Source organism: Humiphilus diazotrophicus, assembly GCF_059726315.1.
Genome location: NZ_AP040871.1, coordinates 703,723 through 722,362, shown reverse-complemented (window position 1 = coordinate 722,362; position 18,640 = coordinate 703,723). Strand labels below are relative to the sequence as shown.

General features: G+C 48.0%; 11 protein-coding genes. 6 read left to right on the top strand and 5 right to left on the bottom strand.

Annotation, left to right across the window (positions count from 1 at the left end; genetic code table 11):
• Nucleotides 1-171: 171 nt before the first annotated feature.
• The 3 genes from AC6I7T_RS32730 to AC6I7T_RS32720 all read right to left on the bottom strand — a co-directional run bounded on the left by AC6I7T_RS32730 (nucleotide 172) and on the right by AC6I7T_RS32720 (nucleotide 7,353).
• Complete coding sequence (locus tag AC6I7T_RS32730; RefSeq protein ID WP_497794900.1) at nucleotides 172-1,155, bottom strand: DUF362 domain-containing protein; 984 nt, start codon at nucleotides 1,153-1,155, stop codon at nucleotides 172-174.
• A gap of 389 nt (nucleotides 1,156-1,544) precedes the next feature.
• Nucleotides 1,545-5,099 (bottom strand): carboxypeptidase-like regulatory domain-containing protein, encoded by a 3,555-nt coding sequence (locus AC6I7T_RS32725; protein WP_497794899.1) that lies wholly within the window; start codon nucleotides 5,097-5,099, stop codon nucleotides 1,545-1,547.
• Between the two features lie 631 nt (nucleotides 5,100-5,730).
• Entirely contained in the window at nucleotides 5,731-7,353 is a 1,623-nt protein-coding gene (locus AC6I7T_RS32720) for a malectin domain-containing carbohydrate-binding protein (protein WP_497794898.1), read from the bottom strand.
• A gap of 464 nt (nucleotides 7,354-7,817) precedes the next feature.
• Here AC6I7T_RS32720 and AC6I7T_RS32715 point away from each other — a divergent pair, with 464 nt between their 5' ends.
• Nucleotides 7,818-8,045 carry a hypothetical protein gene (locus AC6I7T_RS32715; protein WP_497794896.1) on the top strand — a complete coding sequence of 76 codons (228 nt, stop codon included), beginning with the start codon at nucleotides 7,818-7,820 and terminating at the stop codon, nucleotides 8,043-8,045.
• Nucleotides 8,046-8,370: 325 nt separating this feature from the next.
• On the top strand, nucleotides 8,371-8,922 hold the full coding sequence (locus tag AC6I7T_RS32710) for a GNAT family N-acetyltransferase (RefSeq protein WP_497794895.1): 552 nt from the start codon (nucleotides 8,371-8,373) through the stop codon (nucleotides 8,920-8,922).
• A gap of 133 nt (nucleotides 8,923-9,055) precedes the next feature.
• Here the strand turns inward: AC6I7T_RS32710 and AC6I7T_RS32705 are convergent, their stop codons facing one another.
• Nucleotides 9,056-9,466, bottom strand: a complete 411-nt coding sequence (locus tag AC6I7T_RS32705) for a hypothetical protein (RefSeq protein WP_497794893.1) — start codon at nucleotides 9,464-9,466, stop codon at nucleotides 9,056-9,058.
• 469 nt (nucleotides 9,467-9,935) lie between these two features.
• Here AC6I7T_RS32705 and AC6I7T_RS32700 point away from each other — a divergent pair, with 469 nt between their 5' ends.
• The gene (locus AC6I7T_RS32700; RefSeq protein WP_497794891.1) at nucleotides 9,936-11,402 is read left to right on the top strand and encodes an outer membrane beta-barrel protein; all 1,467 of its coding nucleotides are present in this window, start codon (nucleotides 9,936-9,938) and stop codon (nucleotides 11,400-11,402) included.
• 150 nt (nucleotides 11,403-11,552) lie between these two features.
• Here the strand turns inward: AC6I7T_RS32700 and AC6I7T_RS32695 are convergent, their stop codons facing one another.
• Nucleotides 11,553-15,038, bottom strand: a complete 3,486-nt coding sequence (locus AC6I7T_RS32695) for a carboxypeptidase-like regulatory domain-containing protein (RefSeq protein WP_497794889.1) — start codon at nucleotides 15,036-15,038, stop codon at nucleotides 11,553-11,555.
• 171 nt (nucleotides 15,039-15,209) lie between these two features.
• Here AC6I7T_RS32695 and AC6I7T_RS32690 point away from each other — a divergent pair, with 171 nt between their 5' ends.
• The 3 genes from AC6I7T_RS32690 (at nucleotide 15,210) to AC6I7T_RS32680 (ending at nucleotide 18,618) form a co-directional block, all read left to right on the top strand.
• The gene (locus AC6I7T_RS32690) at nucleotides 15,210-16,655 is read left to right on the top strand and encodes a sensor histidine kinase (RefSeq protein ID WP_497794887.1); all 1,446 of its coding nucleotides are present in this window, start codon (nucleotides 15,210-15,212) and stop codon (nucleotides 16,653-16,655) included.
• Between the two features lie 3 nt (nucleotides 16,656-16,658).
• Nucleotides 16,659-17,354, top strand: a complete 696-nt coding sequence (locus tag AC6I7T_RS32685) for a response regulator transcription factor (RefSeq protein ID WP_497794885.1) — start codon at nucleotides 16,659-16,661, stop codon at nucleotides 17,352-17,354.
• Nucleotides 17,355-17,691: 337 nt separating this feature from the next.
• Nucleotides 17,692-18,618 (top strand): SAM hydrolase/SAM-dependent halogenase family protein, encoded by a 927-nt coding sequence (locus tag AC6I7T_RS32680; protein ID WP_497794883.1) that lies wholly within the window; start codon nucleotides 17,692-17,694, stop codon nucleotides 18,616-18,618.
• The last annotated feature ends 22 nt before the right edge of the window (nucleotides 18,619-18,640 follow it).

The following is an 18,640-nucleotide window of genomic DNA, read 5'->3' as shown; positions in this document are numbered from 1 at the left end:
ATTTTCAGTGCATGCCTGCTTATCGCTTAAAAGGAAAAGACAAGGGATGAACGGTGTTTCGCCATTCCCTTAAGAACAGTCGGAGTTGATATCCTGACACTTACGTTCAGCAAAAGAAGATTTAGCCGATCAGGGAATCCTCGCGGATACCCTGATCGCTTCACTTTTGATCTAAACTGTTAGCAACTCATACTGATCATTACCCATATTTAGCGCTTTCATATACTCCAGTTGACGAAGTCCACTCCTGGATTCAATACGCTCCACCATATCGTGACGTTGGCTTTCCGCTTGTGCATACACCAAATCGACCGAAGCTTTGTCGATGGCCAAGATATCTCGCGAGCCTACTATGCCAATATCATTACAGGTCGGTTTCACACCGTGAGCATCACAGTCACAGTCAACCGAGATATTCTTCAAAACATTGATGTAGGTGATATGAACCCCAAAATGAGAGGTTACCCCCTTACCGGCCTCCACCATCCGTTCCAGAAAAAGCTTCCCCTTAGGCCACCCATCTCCATGAATCTGTCTCTTCCCCACTTGACCCGATGCACAACCAATGGCAATGTTCTTAAGCGAACCTCCAAAACCACCCATCGTATGACCTTTGAAATGGGTATAAACAAGGAGTGAATCATAGTTAAGAAGATTTTTGCCAACGGAAATCTCTGTGAGATGCCACCCCGGGGTAAACGGAGGACTTGAGGGGAATGGACCCGCAGAGTCGAGAAACTCGCGCATCCCGGGAATGGGAAGTACAGCATCACCTTCCGCATCCATTATGTCGATGGGGCAGAAATCGAAACCATTTGTCTTTATGGTCTCCAAATGTGTTGCTGTCTTCTGTCGTGGACTGGGATAGAGAACATTACATTCCACAATAGTGCTATTAGGAATATGAGGTTGTAATCCCTTAATCATTTCTATAGGCAACAGATTGGGACCATGCGGCTCCCCGGTGTGCAGCTTGATGGCAACTTTCCCGGTCATATTCTCATTGACCTTGGAATAAATCTTCATCAATCCGTTAGCACTAATATCTCTCGTGAAAAACACGCGAGATTTATTATTCTGCAGCTCAACGGCACTCCCCAATGCCCGAAGATCGCTTGCAGCAACAGCACCCAGGGCAATAGCGCTGTTCTTCAAAAAGTACGACGCAAGATTTTACCGTTCATAGTTTGCCTTTCAACAATTCGCTGTTCCAAAAACCTTCCCAACTCGGCTTGCTGCTTATAAGACATCTGCAAACGCTAACTGCTTTAAAGCTCTACATCTTAAGCATAATCAAGGACGTATTCAAATAATTTCCCAATCCTGCCGATTTATTGCCCGATCCTCCATATCTCAGCATTTTAGGCACAAGACGCCTAAATCCAAGGTAATCTGTGTATTCATATTGCCAACGCCTATGCAGTTCAGTCTGGCATTTCAGAGGAATACTACCGAGCAATCTTCTTGCTCTCTGGTCTATCTAGCCGCATAAAGGAATCGGGGATGGCATCATGCCATCCCCGATTCCTTATGATAGCAATACGTTAAAAGTTATATTTCAAGCTAAGCTCCAGAACCCTGTGGCCAAACTTGATGCTCGGTTTTCCAAGCACGGTATTACCACTAGGCGGCTGAAGTGTGTAGGGACCATTATAGTTGCTGTAATCTGACAATCCGGTATTAGATGGCTTATACAGCAAAGTAAGATTCGTTTGGTCGCCGGGATCAAACGACCAAAGCGGATGGTTGAGGAAATTAAAGGCTGCAACACTGAATTGCACGTTTTGACGTTCTGCAATTCGAAACGTCTTCTGTGTACGAAGATCGGAATTCCAATACCCTGGACCATGAACATAGGGCAATTGATATGATCCATTGCTACCTCTGGAGGGAATCCCCAGGCAACTCGTATTGAAGTAAGCGCCTTTCGAACCAGCAGCCAAGCCAGCGCAAGTCAACGTTGGCATGAGCGTGTAGTCAGACGAACCAAGAAGCGATGTTGAATCCAGGTAAAAGTTGTTATATGTATCTCCACTTGTGCCTGCCAAACCATAGTTGACCTTCCAGCTCTGGGCCAAAGGTCCACCGCTTTGAATACCGGTTATTCCCGATATCATCCAACCATTAATTGCACCACCTGCAATTCCTCTCAAGCGAGTACTAACTTCATAAGAATAGGTGGCATTGAGTACATGTGAGCGATCCTGCCCAACAATTCCATAGTCGTTGTGAATATTTACAGGATCAGGTTGAGCATTATTCTGACCATTGATGCCCATCGTCTTTGACCAGGTATAGTTGATTCCGTAAGTAAAGGTTCCGCGGGGTTTATTCCAGGAGAGCTGAAGCGCATTGTAATTCGCCCAAGATCCATGGTTAACAACATAGATAGAACCGTATTGTTGCATCGGACGATACTGGTCCTTCGTAATCGTCGCTATCGTATTCCCGCTGGCATCGACTCTCTTCCCCTTCTCTATATCGTGAATGGTTTCCACTTGACCGGTAACAGGATTCTTTCCAAAGAAAGCGCCCAAAGGAATCACATTCCTATTCTGCAGTGGATTGATCATGTTTGAGGTCTGGTTTCCAGAGTATGCGATCTCAAACAAAGAACCACCAGGCATCTGCTGAGATACGGTGAAATTGTAGGTATAGGTCGCCGCTTGCTTATCATCTGTTGGATCTAACGCGTAGGAGCCTTGAACTGCGTTGCAATTGACGTTCACACCATTATCAATGTCACCCAGCCAGGTAGAAGTGTATACGGCACATTTTTTGCCGCCCATAGCGGTAGAAAGCGCTCCCGAATAACCGTCGACCGAGTCATGGTAGTAGTAAGTTCCCCACCCTCCGCGGAAGATGGTCTTGCTATTTCCAAACACATCGTAGGCCATACCAAAGCGAGGAGAGACAAAGAGCGGCTGATTGCTACGACCAGTGATTGAATTCCCGTTCTTTGCATGCCAGCGCATACCAGGCAATGAGGTAATGCCCGCACTAATATCACTGGTATAGTCCCCTTTCGTCCAGGTAGCGAGACCGAATTTCCCGCTATTATCCGTCCAGGACGGGTCATGACTGAAACGCATACCTAAATTAAGCGTCAATCTTTTGGTCGCTTTCCAGTCATCTTGAACGAAGAATCCGAAAGCCTTGTACCCTACATTGCTAACGCTATTGGGACTGGATTCTTCATAATAGGTAGGTACGGCGAGCAAAATGTTTGCTACCGGATTTCCCGACGCTCCATAAGTAGCGAACTGATATTGCCCATTCTGTTCATTGATATTGACTTCTTTATTACCAACACCTTCCCAATTGAAGCCAACCTTAACCGTGTGTGTACCGAAAACTCGTGTCAGGTTGTCACCTACCGTGGGCAGGAGCTTCTTAGCGAAATATCCATCGGCATCGGACTGCATGATCATTGGATATCCTGGAATCCACCAGCCAGTGGAGAGTGCGGGCATGTACTTTGACGCACCGTAGATGCCTTTGTAGGGGTATCCCAGTGCCGACCGGCTCACACCATTTGGATTGGAATAGCTTTTGGTATTGTTCAGGAAGGCAAAGGTTGAGGTAAATTCATTGGTCAGTTTTGAGCCGAAGATATTTACGAGATTTCCGGAAATAGTCTTTGAATCTCCGCCGGCAACAAACCCGCCTGGAAAGGTCTGCTCGTTTGGAGGCATCCACCACAGCATGACAGGAATTCCATTTTCGTCGTGCTGCTGGTTATAGGAGACGTAGAGCTTCATCGTGTCGCTTATGTTGTAGTCGACACGACTGTGCCACATGTAGCCGTTTTCCGATTGCATCACACCTTTGACAAAGTTATAGGTGTGACTGGAGTCTGGGGTGAAATTTGGCTGAACAACCTCCTTCATAATTGCAGCGCCGCCCGGATCGATATAGGAAGCAATATTATTATTTGCGACGGATACTGAGGCCCCCTTTCCATGCGGAGTGATGGAGGTAATCCCTCCACACTGTGGCAGCCATCCTCCGATGCTGCAGAGCTTACTGTTGTCGGAGGCTGCAGGATCGAAATTTCCGGAGCGCATGCTCATGGTCGGCACGGTAGCCTTAACGACACCGTGGCTCACGGTATCCGGAAAGGTCTGGCGATAATTCTCGTAACCACTCCAGAAGACAACCTTTGCCTTTGTAAAAGGAACAGGACCACCGAAGTTTCCGCCTGGATACCAGTAACGATCCTTCGGCTTTGCCACTTTGTTGTAGTTTGTATCCCAATCAATCGAATTCATGCTGCTGTCACGGAAATGAAGATAAGCACCACCGTGATACTCCGATGAACCCGATTTCCCGACAGCCTGGATCACTACCGGGCCTTTCGCGCTATCAGCACCAAATGCCGAAGTCGAAACCTTAACTTCCTGCACCATATCCGCGTTAATCGTCTGGGTCGAATTGCAGTTGCAACCGACATCGATTACGTTTGCTCCATCTGACGTAAGAGCGGTACCAGTACGATTGGGCGAACCGCTTGCAGAATATCCATTGCCGACAGCTGATCCAATACCGGTAACGGTTGGGTCATAACCACTGTAGTTACCGAGTCCCCCGCCTCCAGTTGTATTGTTGAAACCAGGCAGCACTTTGATCAGTTCGGTGACATCCCGGCCTTCCAATGCCAGATTCTTGATGTCCTTCGCGCTGAGCACACTGCTGCGCTCTCCGGAATCGACAATCTGAATCTGCGAAGTTTGTGCTTCTACAACCACTTGTTCGCTACCCGTCCTTACATCGAGCGCGGCACTCAAACTGCGACGATCTCCCGGACTTAAATGGATTCCAGATTGTTCCGACTCTCGAAATCCCTGTGCTGCAATTTTTATGGAGTAATCTCCCGTTACTACCCCGTTGAAAGCGAAGAAACCTTCGCCATTAGTGGTGGTATAGCGAACATCTTTGGTCGAAAGATTGCTGAGAGTGACCTTTGCATTTGGAATGACTGCTCCGGTCTTATCCGCCACTGTGCCTACTAGACTGCCCGTTTGCTGGGCAATAAGCGATGCTGATAAGGCTACGAAAGCTACTGCCATCAGCACCACCTTTACAAGTGTCCTAAACATATCTGCCCCCGACCTCCTTGCAACTGGCCGCAAGGAGTTAATTTGGGATTTTTTTGCGGCTTGCTGCGGAACGCTCAACTCAGGAGGGAGGCAAAAGTGGTTCTTTTAACTTTCTTTTCCACCAAGCATCTCTTTCCTGAAAGACTTGGAAACAGTTACGAAATGCATTAACCGTTTGCCGCTTCTTCGGAGGTCGAGTTTCGCGCAGATCTAGGCGCCGGAAGGAATCCTCCACAGACGGGGTGAGAACAGGGAAGTTCAATCTTGTTATCCACAGGTTACATTTCCCAAGACACGTACATTATTGAAAACAAATAACGTACACACAGATCGACTGCCTGTTACACGGAGCAAGGATCTACTCTGACGCGCCTCGAGGTGGTTGCCTGATACCGATGCATGCCAGGGATTCTGCTTTCAGGAAGCGAGAGCTACAGCTAGGTGACCATAGGTTTCCAACCTGGCCAGGGGCAATCCAGGTCTTGAGTATGTTCACGAGAAAAGTCAGTTGCATCTGGGAATATGGGAGGCGATGGCTCTACATCAATATCTATGTCTTGGCACCAAATAGCTGAAGCAGCCTGCAAACAATCAGGGAATTGGTTTCCGAAAGACCGGCTTTAGGGAAGACTCATGGTCCTTCATCCAAGACCTCAATACCGGAGATAGTTGCATTATTGATAATGGGTTCAAAGGTCAGATTCAGCTTACCCTGGGCATTTGGCTTTATGTGATGAAAGGTCTTGGCGACCTCACGAAAACTCCCAGCTTCCTTATAGATATCAAAGTTGTCCAGCAAAATTTGCCCATTGCACATGACCCGGAAGAGCCTGCTACCAGGACCGCCCGATCCTGATGCCCCCGGACCGAAGTAGAACTCCGCAAAATGAAGAATTAAGGTGTACTTGTCTCGAGTATCCACCGGCAGGGCATAGGTGAAATGTCCATACCGCTCTTCTGCGAAAAGTTCAGGATCAGAGGCTCCATCTAGCACCCGGGTCTGGCCGGAAAGGCGGCCATTCATAAAATAGTTGTCTGGATGCCACACCTGACCGCGTCGGTCGGTAAAGGGAGAGGTTTGGGTAATTAATCGAATGGGATTCTGACGGTGGGGCAAACCCGGCAAAATCTCAATAGCGTTTAAAGATGGGGGCCCCTGCTCTCCAGTAAAACCAATGGTGAGAAATCCGTCTTTGCTAGGAGACACATCTCGAAAGATCCGTTCGTCAGCGATCCCATCCCCCAATGCGTCCCAATTTATATCGAATCCTCGCAGGACGGGTTCTCCATTGACTGATACGCTGAAGGTGGAGATAGCATCTGACGATCGCAAAGCAGTCACAAAGAAAAGATGCAACTCATAGATTCCCGGCTTAAGCGGAATCCTATAGACGAAATCTCCATTTCTCCATTGATCGAAGATAAGGGGGTCGCTAGTTCTAGCAATGGGTGCAGAATTGCGACGCCAACTCCCCCCACCGATGTAGTACTGATCGGGATTCCACGTCACCCCGGCACTATCGATGCGGGGATTACCGTTGTAACCGGCAAGGATACGAAGGGGCACAAAGGGAGAGACCCCACCCGGAGCAACAGGAGTATTTCCCTGCGGATTGCTTGCGGTAGCTTGTATAGGCTTCGAAAACGCCCCAGAACGAAAAAACAAATAGCAGACCAGAGCTACCAGTATCAGCAGCACCCCAAAAGACAAAAAGACTGTTCTTTCCCTAGCAATCTTAAAAATGCCAGATTTAGGCCTTCCTATAGAGCTGGTCCCAGATTTCTGGGGAATTTTCTCCTCCGAAGATGCAGCTGATGTAGGTACGGAGATCTCTACCAATTCCGCCGGAGGAGGTATCGCACAGCCGACTTCCGCTTCGCTCGGAACAACAGAAAGAGAGCTGGCACTGGATCGGGGCACGAAATGAGGAACATATCTACCAGAAGGAAGTGTGACTTGAAGGAGATGGTCTCTTCCCTCTGTTTCATAAAATTCTCGCAGACGCTTCCGCAAGCGGTGTGTCTCAACCCGAACGATCGCATCTTCCCCCGGATCGAACACCATCTTTGAACGGCCAAGTACCTCTGTCGCAATGGCGTATTCGTGAAGTTGTTCAACTTCGCCCGAAAAATACTTCTCTCCCATATACCGCATCAGGGATGCCAGCCGTGGCCACCGTGCCAAAGCTTCTATAACGCTCTCTAGTTCTGCGCGTTCCGCCTCAGGGGTTGTAATCAAGAAATTCTGCGACATCGGCTAACTCAGGAGGGACAAAAGGCCTTCCAAAGATCTCATCATACAAAGGTGCTCCCTGCTCCGCAATCATTCTGCCCGGAGAAGAATTCCTGAGCGTCATTTCACGAAGAAGAGCATCTGGAGCAGCAAATAGATGAATATTATCGTATTTTGAAGTATTCCTTGTGTGTCAGGAATTTTCCAGATGTTATAAAGATTGATTCCTTCCCAAATTGCTTTCATGCCCAATTTGGAATCTTCAGATAAATAGCGGATTGAGCTTTCCCAGCGTATCTAGACTGGCCCGAAGGATCTCATTCGCGCCGCAGAGATCTTGAAGCGACAGCAAAAGCTACTCAGGAATATCCGGCAACTTGTTCCTTTATCTAACCTTATAACTCTTACATATTTTCTATAACTTTTTTACGCACTTCTTATGCACTCGAAGTTTCAATAGGAATGGTCGAGAGAGGAGTACCAAAATGACGAAAACATTTCGCACCTGTAGACCCTTACTAGTGGAAGCGACGCAATGCGTCACGGCAGCAACCATTCTGACAGACACCGGAGAACGGCAGGTCAATCCAGGAGATTGGATTATTCATGGCGAAAACAACGAATGTTACATCGTTGACGATACTTTCTTCCAAAGAACATTTGTCCGAATCTCGTGGCAGCGATCCGCAGAAGGAAGGCACTACGGTTGCTAAAGAGCAAGCTCATAGCGCTGACAGACTGTTCCCGGAACGCACTGGTGTTTCGATACCAAAGCTAATCGTACAGAGGAACTAAAATGGATACTTTTCTCGTACTCTGTTTTCCGACTCTTCTCGCCACATCTCTCTTCCTTGCCTTATTGAGGAGCACTCGAAGCTCCCACAGCAAAAGGTACAACACCGGCAATAGAGTTTCGACTCCGTAGACCGTGGCGCAAGTTTTCATTTGCGGCATGATGGTACATCGTCAAGGACATTCTTCTACAAGCAGCGTCACCCAGGGATAGCGCTATTTCACGAATTAGAAACCGAGCTCCTTATGAATTTCAAACATAGCACCGTAGTCAGATCCGTTGTAATTCGCAAAGCAAGAATAGATGATGTTGATAATATCGTATGTTTCATCAATAGTCTCGCTCATGACGGAACACTGTTGCACCGTACTCATGGCGATGTCGACTCCGCCATTGATACTTTCATAGTTGCCGAATCCAAAACTGGACACCTTCTTGGTTGCGTTGGTCTGTATTGCTATGGACCCAATCTCGCAGAAGTGCGCTCCCTCGCCGTACTTCCGGGATCGAGAGGACGAGGTATAGGTAAACTGTTAATGGCAGCGATACTGCAAAAAGCAGATGAGCACAAGATAGAATGCCTGTGCTTGTTTACCCGGATATCAGCGTTTTTCCTTCAATATGACTTCCATACAGTTTCACACGATACTTTGCGGGAAAAGTACTATAAAGATTGTCATTCATGTTCACGTCGGCGTTTCTGTGATGAGACAGCAATGATCCGAGGAGAACTGAAACACATCGCATTTCTGAGGACGATCTCCTCCAGCCAAGGGTTAGTGCAGTTGCACACCTAAAAGAACTGATCAGCCTTCCCACGGCAATGATATCCCAAAGCCACTGGCATGGGTTCCGACCTCACTGTTGAACTCATGCCAGGGGATAATACTTCTTCTCGTCCCGAGTACCAATCAACCCATCCAGTTGAACTCACCTTCGATCAATTGCCGTAGTATTTCTATTGCTGAGCGCAATCTTCTCTTCAAATTCAGCAACACGGCGTCCCATCTCATCCGCTTTCAACATGTAGTATTGATAGAAGTGATTTGCCGAATCAATGCGGGTTGGATACTTACCGGGTACAGCCGCAGGGTTCTCTCGCAAGCGAGCCAGTTCACTCTCTTCCATCTTTGCCATTGACTCGAACCTGGACTGTTCCGCTCGAAAGTATTCTGCCAAGGCACGATACTGTTCCGTCGTATGTGCCTCCCTAACTTGTTTGTGTAATTCTTTCCGGCTCAGATGCTTTTGCGCTTCCGCATGCATCTGAATGCAGAAACCATTATCAACAAGACATATCCCCGCCGCCATACAGCAAACGATCATAAAATTTTTCGACATGATAGTTCCCTCCTCCAGGCTGATTCTTGATCACAAGAGATCAAGAAGGCATAAAGAACAAAAGCATCTTCCTGTCTAACAAGAAGAACGTAATCACCAGCTGCAAAGAAAGTGAATCTTTAACACTTATGACTTACTTATGGGTTCTTTAGTCCTTAATAATGACTTCGGGAATAGGCTCAACCTGTTTGCTCAATACAGCCGATGAACGCTTTCGGCAATCGTACAAGCAAATGAGAGGTTTAGTGTGATACCCGAAAAGATACTATGCAAGAAAACTTGCATCCACCAGCGTGAGAGCACATGGTTTCGTGTGCTTCCTATGATTGCACTTCTTTCCATGATTCCGCCCCTCAGCTTCGGGCAACTGGAAACAAGTAAGGGCAATACCTCCATGGAGGCTAGGCAAGCCACGGCAGAGAGCTCAGATACTGGTTCAACGTCCACCCTTCTGAAAGAACTCGATAATATGCGACACAGAATTGAGGAACTGGAAAACCAGCTGCGGTCCACCCGAAGTGGAAGCATAAAGGGAGATGCTTCTCCTGCTGTTATAGACGATAAAGCTGCAGCATCTAATCTCGCGGCGGCTGCAAACACGCTGCACAAAGAAGCATTCCCTCCACCGCAACCTTATGTTGTCGCACCACCAACGGAATCTAGGCCCTCGTCGAAAAGCGAACCTTTCGCCTTCGCTGATTTTACCTGGCTAAACGGGAATCCTCGTACAAAGGATATCCCCATGGATACCAAGTTCTTTACTCCAGAAATCCGTGCCGATATTGACTATACCTACGATTTTCGCCATCCCCAAGATGACACAATTGGAGGATCAAGCGAGATCTTCCGCTCCAACGAGGTTCAGCTTACGCAGTTGGGAATTGGTGGAGATTTCCATTATGACAATGTGAGAGCCCGGTTCATGACACAGTTTGGTATGTATTCCGAAACGACCCCTCGCAACGATTCCAGCTACTCGCGTGGCCAATGGAATCTAGCCGATGCCTACCGTTATCTTTCGGAAGCATATGGCGGTTATCACTTCAATGCCATGCACGGAATCAATGTCGACGCAGGTATCTTTATGTCCTATGTTGGACTATTCAGCTACTACAACTTTGATAATTGGGCATACCAACCCTCTTACGTTTCTTCGAACACACCATGGTTTTTTACCGGCGTCCGGGCGCAATTCTTTCCCACAGACAAGCTTAAGATTGAACCTTGGTTTGTAAACGGATGGCAGTCTTATGGCAGATTTAACCATAGACCGGGAATTGGAGGGCAGATTCTTTGGAGGCCCAACGGGAAACTATCAATCCTAGGAAATCAATATGCCTTAGGCGAAGATGCTTTGAATACGCCGGGAAGAATCCGTTACCATACGGATGACAGCGTACAGTACAAATATTATGACAACCCTAAAAGACTCCTCGATAAAGCAGCATTCTCATTGACCGCAGATGCAGGCTGCGAGCACGGTGGAGGCGTAAGCTGTGCCGGAACATCTAAGAAAGGCCCCAAACAAAGCTTTCTTGGATTTATGCTGTACAACCGTCTTTGGTTCGATAGGGACAAGTACGCTATCACAATAGGTGGCGGGAAAATCAATAATCCTGGACGTTATCTAGTGCTTCTACCTCCCATTAACGGAGCAACCGCAACAACCGGGACTCCCTATTTCACCGAAAACCCTGGCGACAAATTCAAGGCATGGGATGCGTCAGCAACTTTTGACTATATGCCCAGCCAGTACATTACCTGGCGTTTTGAATACAACCATCGCGCTGCTAATGTTCCCTATTTCTCCGGGCCCGGAGGCGTCACACCGCCGGGTGGAAACACCGGAACCCCCGGAACGTTAGTTCCTGGATGGACTCCTGACCTTCGCAATAGTGAGAATAGGATTACAGCAGCAATCCTCGTAAAATTCTAGATTCTTCTCGTAGATCTTCAATCCTGAAGTTATATTTGGCGCCGGCTTCCACGCGAAGACGGCGCCATTCTACCGTTTGACAGGATGCCCCAAGGAGGATGTATGCAGGCTTTCCGTTGAGAAAACCTGCACACAGGAAGAGACTTATATTTAGAAATCTAAACGCAACGCCATTTGCCCCGTGCGGTTGCCTGCGTTTTCGGCGGTTTGGGGTGCACTCAGCACGCCAAAGGTTGAAGTGTTGTCCACCTGGGTCGCAGGAGGTGCAAAGTTGGTGTGATTCAAAATATTGGTAAAGGTAGATTCAAAACGCAGCTTTGCGCCTTCAGTAAGTTTAATTACCTTGGCAAGTCCAAGACTCATCGTAGCTGTTCCTGGTCCTTCCAGGATGCCTACTCCCGCATTACCGAAACGGCCCGCTCCATTCGGTGTCGGAGAAAATGCCGAGAGATTAAAATAATGGCTACTAGACTGACCGATGTAGTATTTTCTGGATACCACATCGGGGCGAAGATAAGCGCCGCGATTGACAACATTTGTGTTGGATTGATCGTAGGATGCACTGATACTCGGTGTTAGCCATGGACCACTCTGTAAAAGAGTGATATTGTTCAGCTCCCATCCACCTAGCAACGTATTCATCCAGCCATCGCCTTTAAACAAGCTATGTCCATGGCCCAATGGCAATTGATAGGCACTGGTCAACAGGAATCGATTTCGCCTTGTTCCCTGCACGTTCCCATAGTTTCCGGGAACATGAAAACGATCCGCTACAGGAATGCCATAATTTACCTCGCCAGCAAATCCACCCGGGGTATCGCCCTGATTGTCTGCCATGTTTTTTGCAAAAGTGTAGTTCACATCAAAGTACACGCCATGCGATATCCGATGAGTTGCCTCCAGTTCCAACGCATGATAGTTGGCCTTTCCTGCATTAAAGGTACTGTAAAGCGTAAACCAGTTGTGATACGGAGCTCGTGGATCGACATAGGGGCTTGCCATTGTTGTCTGATAGGGTGTCGTACTCGCCGGAACCTGATTGAGGTCTTCTGTCACACTAAGGCGATATGTATGCATGCCAACATAGCTAATGCGGATACTGCTGTTATCGCCTATTTGCCGTTCTACAGTGAAGTTCCACTGATTTGACTGTGGATCCCGATAGTTTGGATCTACCGCTTGATCCAGCCCCCCACCACCATACTGCACTCCCACGGTTGGAGGTGCCGTATTGGGAAACCGGATTAGAGGATGAGTCCCGGCCGAGTCGGTCACGTTACTATTCGTATAGGTATGCAGGTTGGAAGTTGGGTTTCCACTGTTGTTAAACGAGAGCGGCCCCAGATTGGTCATTGTATAAATACCGAAACCTGCGCGGATAACCGTCTTGCCGTCACTAAATGGACGATATGCCAATGAGAGACGAGGCTGATAATTCCCCATGTAGGTTTTGCGCAGACCTTGAGGAAGATGATCCTTGCCTGCCGTTACATACTTTGTACATGGCAAGCCCGCATAATTCAGATTACAGGCATTAAAGGACTCTTGAAATGCCAGATTTGAACTCTGCAGATTCAGTTTACTCAGATAGGAAGACAACTCATCAGGAACCACAATCGAGTTGTTCCGCTGATCGAAGTTCGCCAGATTGCCTCCATCCTCATGGAAGCTGGGAAGAGCCTGCCAACGTAGACCGTAACTGAAAGTCAGCTTACTATGTATTTGGTACTCGTCTTGGAGAAACAGGCTGTACTGAGTGGCTGTTCCGCCCACATCCGGACTTGATACTGCAAAGAAAAGCGTCGTCGGTGCGCCAATTAGAAAATCGCCGAAGGAATTTCCGGTAAAAGTAGGCTGAAAAGTAAACATGCCAAAATCATCGGAGGGGAGAAATAATTCAACATCGAAGTATCTGACGCGTCGGATGTCTACACCTCCCTTCAAGGTGTGTTTCCCGAAAATGTAGGTCAGGTTGTCAGTGAATTGCGTAGTCTTCGATTGGGTAATACCGGTTTTGTCTCGCCCAATTGGAGTCAGCCCCGTACCTGCGTTGAAGTTAAACGTCGGGAAAGCATGTGTAGTGGGATGCTGTCTGATGTCTACACCAGACAGGTTAAGCTCTGCTAACGCATCGGAACCCCGGATGGGAAATCCGACTCCAGTGGTAACGTTTGTAAACCCATAACGAAATTCATTCAGAAGACGAGATGTAATGGAGTTAGTATAAGAAACCAACAAACTACGATTATGAATACTATCAATATCATTGGGCAGCAAGGGATTTGCGTATTCGGCCGCAACGTTCTTTCTACTAAAACGTGCATAGATTGACTGCTTGCTGCTAATTGTCTGATCAATGCGCAGATCCACCCCATCGGTTCGCGCCGGGGTGGACTGGAAATTCTCATAATTGTAGTTCGATTGGCCGGATATATTCGGGAGCGGATAGTATTTCAATAACGCCTTTGCCGTTGGACTGATGTTGCTCTGCTGAATAATTGTTGTAGAGCCTAAGGAAGACAAATCCCCATTGCGTTCCGCTGACGTTGGAACTAATAACTGCTGAGCAATCGCAGTTCTACGACGATTCCCCTCATAGTCGAAAAAGAAGAAAGTTTTGTCTCTTCCGCTATAGATTTTGGGAAGGCTTACTGGGCCTCCCAACGAGCCTCCGAAGGTATTGAAGCGCTTCGGTGCTTTACCGCTGAATCCGTATGGGCTGGCATCCAATGCATCATTCTGCAGATATTCAAAGAGACTTCCATGGTAATTATTGGTGCCGCTCTTGGTCGTAAACGTCACGTCACCAACTTGCGAGAACTCTGCACTATTATTGAACGCGGTGACCTTTACCGCCGAAATTCCTTCCTGAGAGGGATAAGCATCTTGGAGGGCACCATTCTGGCGTATATTCGCCGTTGAAATGCCATCGACGGAAAAATTCACCATAGAGGAACTTGCTCCGCCCAGAGCAATATTCCCGGAGCTATCCTGCTGCACATTTGAGGAAAGAGCCAAACTTCCAAGCGGACTGGTTGTAGTCGCCCGGTTGTTCAGAGGTAACTCGGTCATGAGCGTGTTGTCTTTTGAATCCGTCAGAATTGCATTCTCTGTATTGATCAGTTCCGGAACAGTGCTGACCTCTACAGTAGTTGCCTGACTTGCAACCGGAAGAGTGAGATTCAATCTAAGATCTTGCCTTGCACCGAGACTAACGGTATTCACAACCGCATCGGCAAAACCATCACGGTGCGCCCGTACAGAATAGCTGCCTTGCTTGAGATTCTCCAAGAGGAAGTTGCCCGATTCATCCGCTTCAACGACATGATCGGCATTTTCATCAAGAGAATGAACGGTTATCCTCGTCCCCGGAATCGCTGCATTACTAACATCCTGCACCGTTCCCCGAATTGTGCCGAAGGTTGACTGGGCAAAGCCAGCGGGTAGCAATAAAAGAACACTTAAGAAAAGTACGATCAGCGGTAAATGACGGATGGTACGACATTTCTTAGGGAAGTTGCTCCACTTCCAGCCACAGTCCTGCCACTCGTCTTCGGCAGCGGCCAGATCCTTAACCGCCTTAACATAGGTCCAAGATCGTGGATCAGCTTGCTTTAGGCCTCTCAAACACTTCATCGGAATCACCTCGTAAAACCGGATCACATACCGGTGCAACTCAAGTGAACCGTGAAAGGCATAAGCAGCGCATAAATCCTGGCTATCTTTTTCGAAGCGAAAACATATGCTGTCTTTACGGTTTCTTTATGCCTCCTTGATTAATATGAAATTGCGCATCTGGACTCCGGCATGCTTTCAAGCAAAGCGATATACACTCACGTCACCGGAATTTCCGCTGGAATCAGCATGGTCCTGATTGCGGCCTGGACAGGATTTCATCTTCACTTCAATCTCTCCTCCGCCACGTCGCTGGATCTTCTTCTTGTAATTCTTGTGGCGTTACGATGGGGCTTTCTAGAGGCAAGCATCACTTCTTTCCTTTCTGTTGCCTTCCTCGACTATTTCTTCACACAGCCTTTATTTGTCTTCTACATTGCCGACCGACAAGAGTGGCTAGCCCTGGCTATCTTTGAATCCGTTGCCCTGCTTGTCAGCCGCATTTCCATCCAGATAAAAGCACACTCATCCGACGCGGAAACTCAACGTATGAGGATGCAGAAACTGTATGACCTCAGCCAGAGCATTCTCCTTCTGGATAGACATCAACCTACAGAGCCTCAGATTGTGGGTTTGATTCGTACGAAACTCGATGTTGAAGGCGTTGCTCTATGGGACGCATATGAGATACACCTCTACGTAAGCGGAAACTGCACTCTGGAGGAGCAGGAAGTCCGTTCCGTCTATTTCTCCGAAAAAGATGAAGATGATCCTTCACGCGGAATCTATAAGCGAGTATTACGTATCGGAACTCGAGCTACAGGATCTTTGATCTTTTGCGGGCAAACCCTCGATACCTCATCGATAAATGCAGCCGCTTCACTGGCCGCGATTGCCATTGAACGAGCACGTTCTTTCTCTGCAGAAAGCAATGCTGAGGCGGCAAAGCAAAGTGAGCAGCTCCGTTCTACGGTACTCGATGCACTAGCCCATGCATACAAGACTCCGTTAGCCACTATCAAAAGTTCAAGCTCGGGTTTGCTCACCGTCGGTTCATTAACGGTATTCCAGAAAGAACTCATAACCCTGATCGATAATGAAGCTGAACACCTGAACAATCTGACCAATCAGCTTCTGGGTACGGCAGAACTGGACAGGAACAGTCTGAGACTGAGCAGATGCTCCGTTAATCTTTTTGAACTGGTTAGTGATATTACCCGACAATACAAACAGGGTGTCCACGATCATTCGATACAGGTAGACGCAACCAAATCCCGAATACTAACCTATGCCGATCCGCATCTGCTGAGGATGGCTGTCGAGCAACTTTTGGATAATGCAGTTAAATATGCTCCCCCTCAATCTGGAATCACGATAAGGATCACAGAGGAAGAGGTTGAGAACATCATCGGCGTTCACAATCAAGGAACCTATATCGCACCGGAAGAAAGAAACCGCATCTTCAACCGCTTCTATCGAAGTCCAGGAACAGAACACCGTGCTTCAGGTACAGGAATCGGGTTATCTATAGTCAAACGAATCGTATCCGCCCACCAAGGACGACTCTGGGTGGATAGTGATCCTAAGTATGGCACTGCATTTTTTCTGGCATTGCCGCAGATCGCAAAGGAGGTTTAGTGAGTGGAACGTCTTCCCCAAATCATGATCGTCGAAGATGATTTTGCCTTAAGACACAGCCTGCGTACGACGCTGACGGAAATGGGATTCAAAATCACAGAAGCCAGCACCGGAGAGGAAGCTCTCTTATTACTTCGTTCTACTGAGTGTGAAACGGTATTGCTCGACATCAACATGCCAGGAATTGGAGGGATTGAGACCTGCAGGAGGATTCGCCACAACTATCCTGTTCTTCCTATTCTCATGCTGACTGTTAGAGATAATGAAGACGATAAGGTGGAAGCGCTGGACGCAGGAGCTGATGACTATATAACAAAACCGTTTCATATTCGAGAACTTGCCGCGCGTCTGCGCTCCTCCGTTCGTCGCTATCGAGTTCCGCCTCCGGCTTCGGAGCTCCCAATCACTATAGGTGCGATAAGGCTTGACCGCATACGTCATCGTGTTGAAAAAGATGGGGCTCAAGTGCATCTGACTCCGAAAGAATTCGATGTACTCCGCTTTCTAATGGAGAATGCTGGCCGACCGATGGCTTATACCAGAATTCTGGCCGCGCTCTGGGGCCCTGAATATGGGAATGAGAGAGAATATTTGCGTGTCGTGGTCAGTCAACTGAGAAAAAAGTTGGAAGAAGATCCCACACACCCGCATTATCTGTTGACGGACAGTTACATTGGTTACCGATTTCGGGAGATCTAGTCACTTCTGCCTCTGCATCGTTTTAGGGGAATAAACCCAAAATGGAGGTTGATGCGGTAATTCAGACCCTCCCGAAGCTACGCTATACCCCAATGGCATGGGAGTATGGTTTAATAGAAGAATCGGTAGCTACTAATCTAGTCACCAGGAAGATTTAGTGAACTCTCAGCATATGACTTGTCGAATGCAGGGCGCATGTTGCGCTTATTTCAAGTCTTGCGCGTGAGACAGCCTCCGATCACACTTAATTCTTCGTTTTGAGTTTGCCCACGCGCCTGAATGGTCCGTGGGCGTTGTCATTTTAGGCCAGATCCCATCAGGGGAGAAAGGACATTGAATGTACCAGCGAGTGAATACCTCTCTTCGCATATGGACACTTTTTATTCTCTTTACATTGTGCTTCTCAGTCGTTGCCATGCAGGCACAACCAAAGACCACAGCACATCCGACTGTTGTTTTTATGACGGATTTCGGTCATGTGGACGATGCAATCCCAATATGTAAGGGTGTGATGTACGGAATTGAGCCAGATCTGCGGCTGGTGGACCTCACACACGATGTGACCCCGTTCAATATTCTTGAGGGGGCTAGATTCCTATCGGGTACGGCTCCGTACTATTCGTCAAATACTGTTTTTGTAGCCGTGGTTGATCCTGGAGTAGGAAGTACGCGCAAGCCCATCGTGGCGCTCACAAAGCGCGGACAGTATTTCGTGTTGCCCGACAATGGCCTCATTACGCTTGTTGCCGATCAAGACGGCATCGAAGCGGCGCGCGAAATCACCAATCCGAAGTGGATGATAGGGGCACAGCTTTCGTCTACATTTCATGGTCGCGACATCTTCTCTCCCGTGGGAGCACATATTGCGCATGGGGAGGACTGGACACAAGTAGGGCCGGCACTCGATATCGCATCACTTGTTCGTTTGAATGTTGCCAAAGCCACTATAGACACAAAGGGCCTCTCAGCAAGCATCATCGGCACCGATGGACCGTTTGGCAACCTGGTAACCAACGTTTCCCGTGATCAATTCGCCAAGCTTGGATATGCACTGGGCGCCAAGGTTCCCGTCACCATAGGTGGCAAAAATTATGAATTTCCTTTTGTAAAGACGTTCAGCGACGTGCCAGTCGGCTCCCCCTTGTTCTACATCGATTCTCGTGGACGACTCGGACTCGCAGTCAATCAGGGAAGCTTTGCCCAACGATTTGCTGTCCAACCGCCCGCCACATTCGTAATTCCCGCGATAGCAGCTACGAAATAAGCAGCAATAGAACAGATCAAAG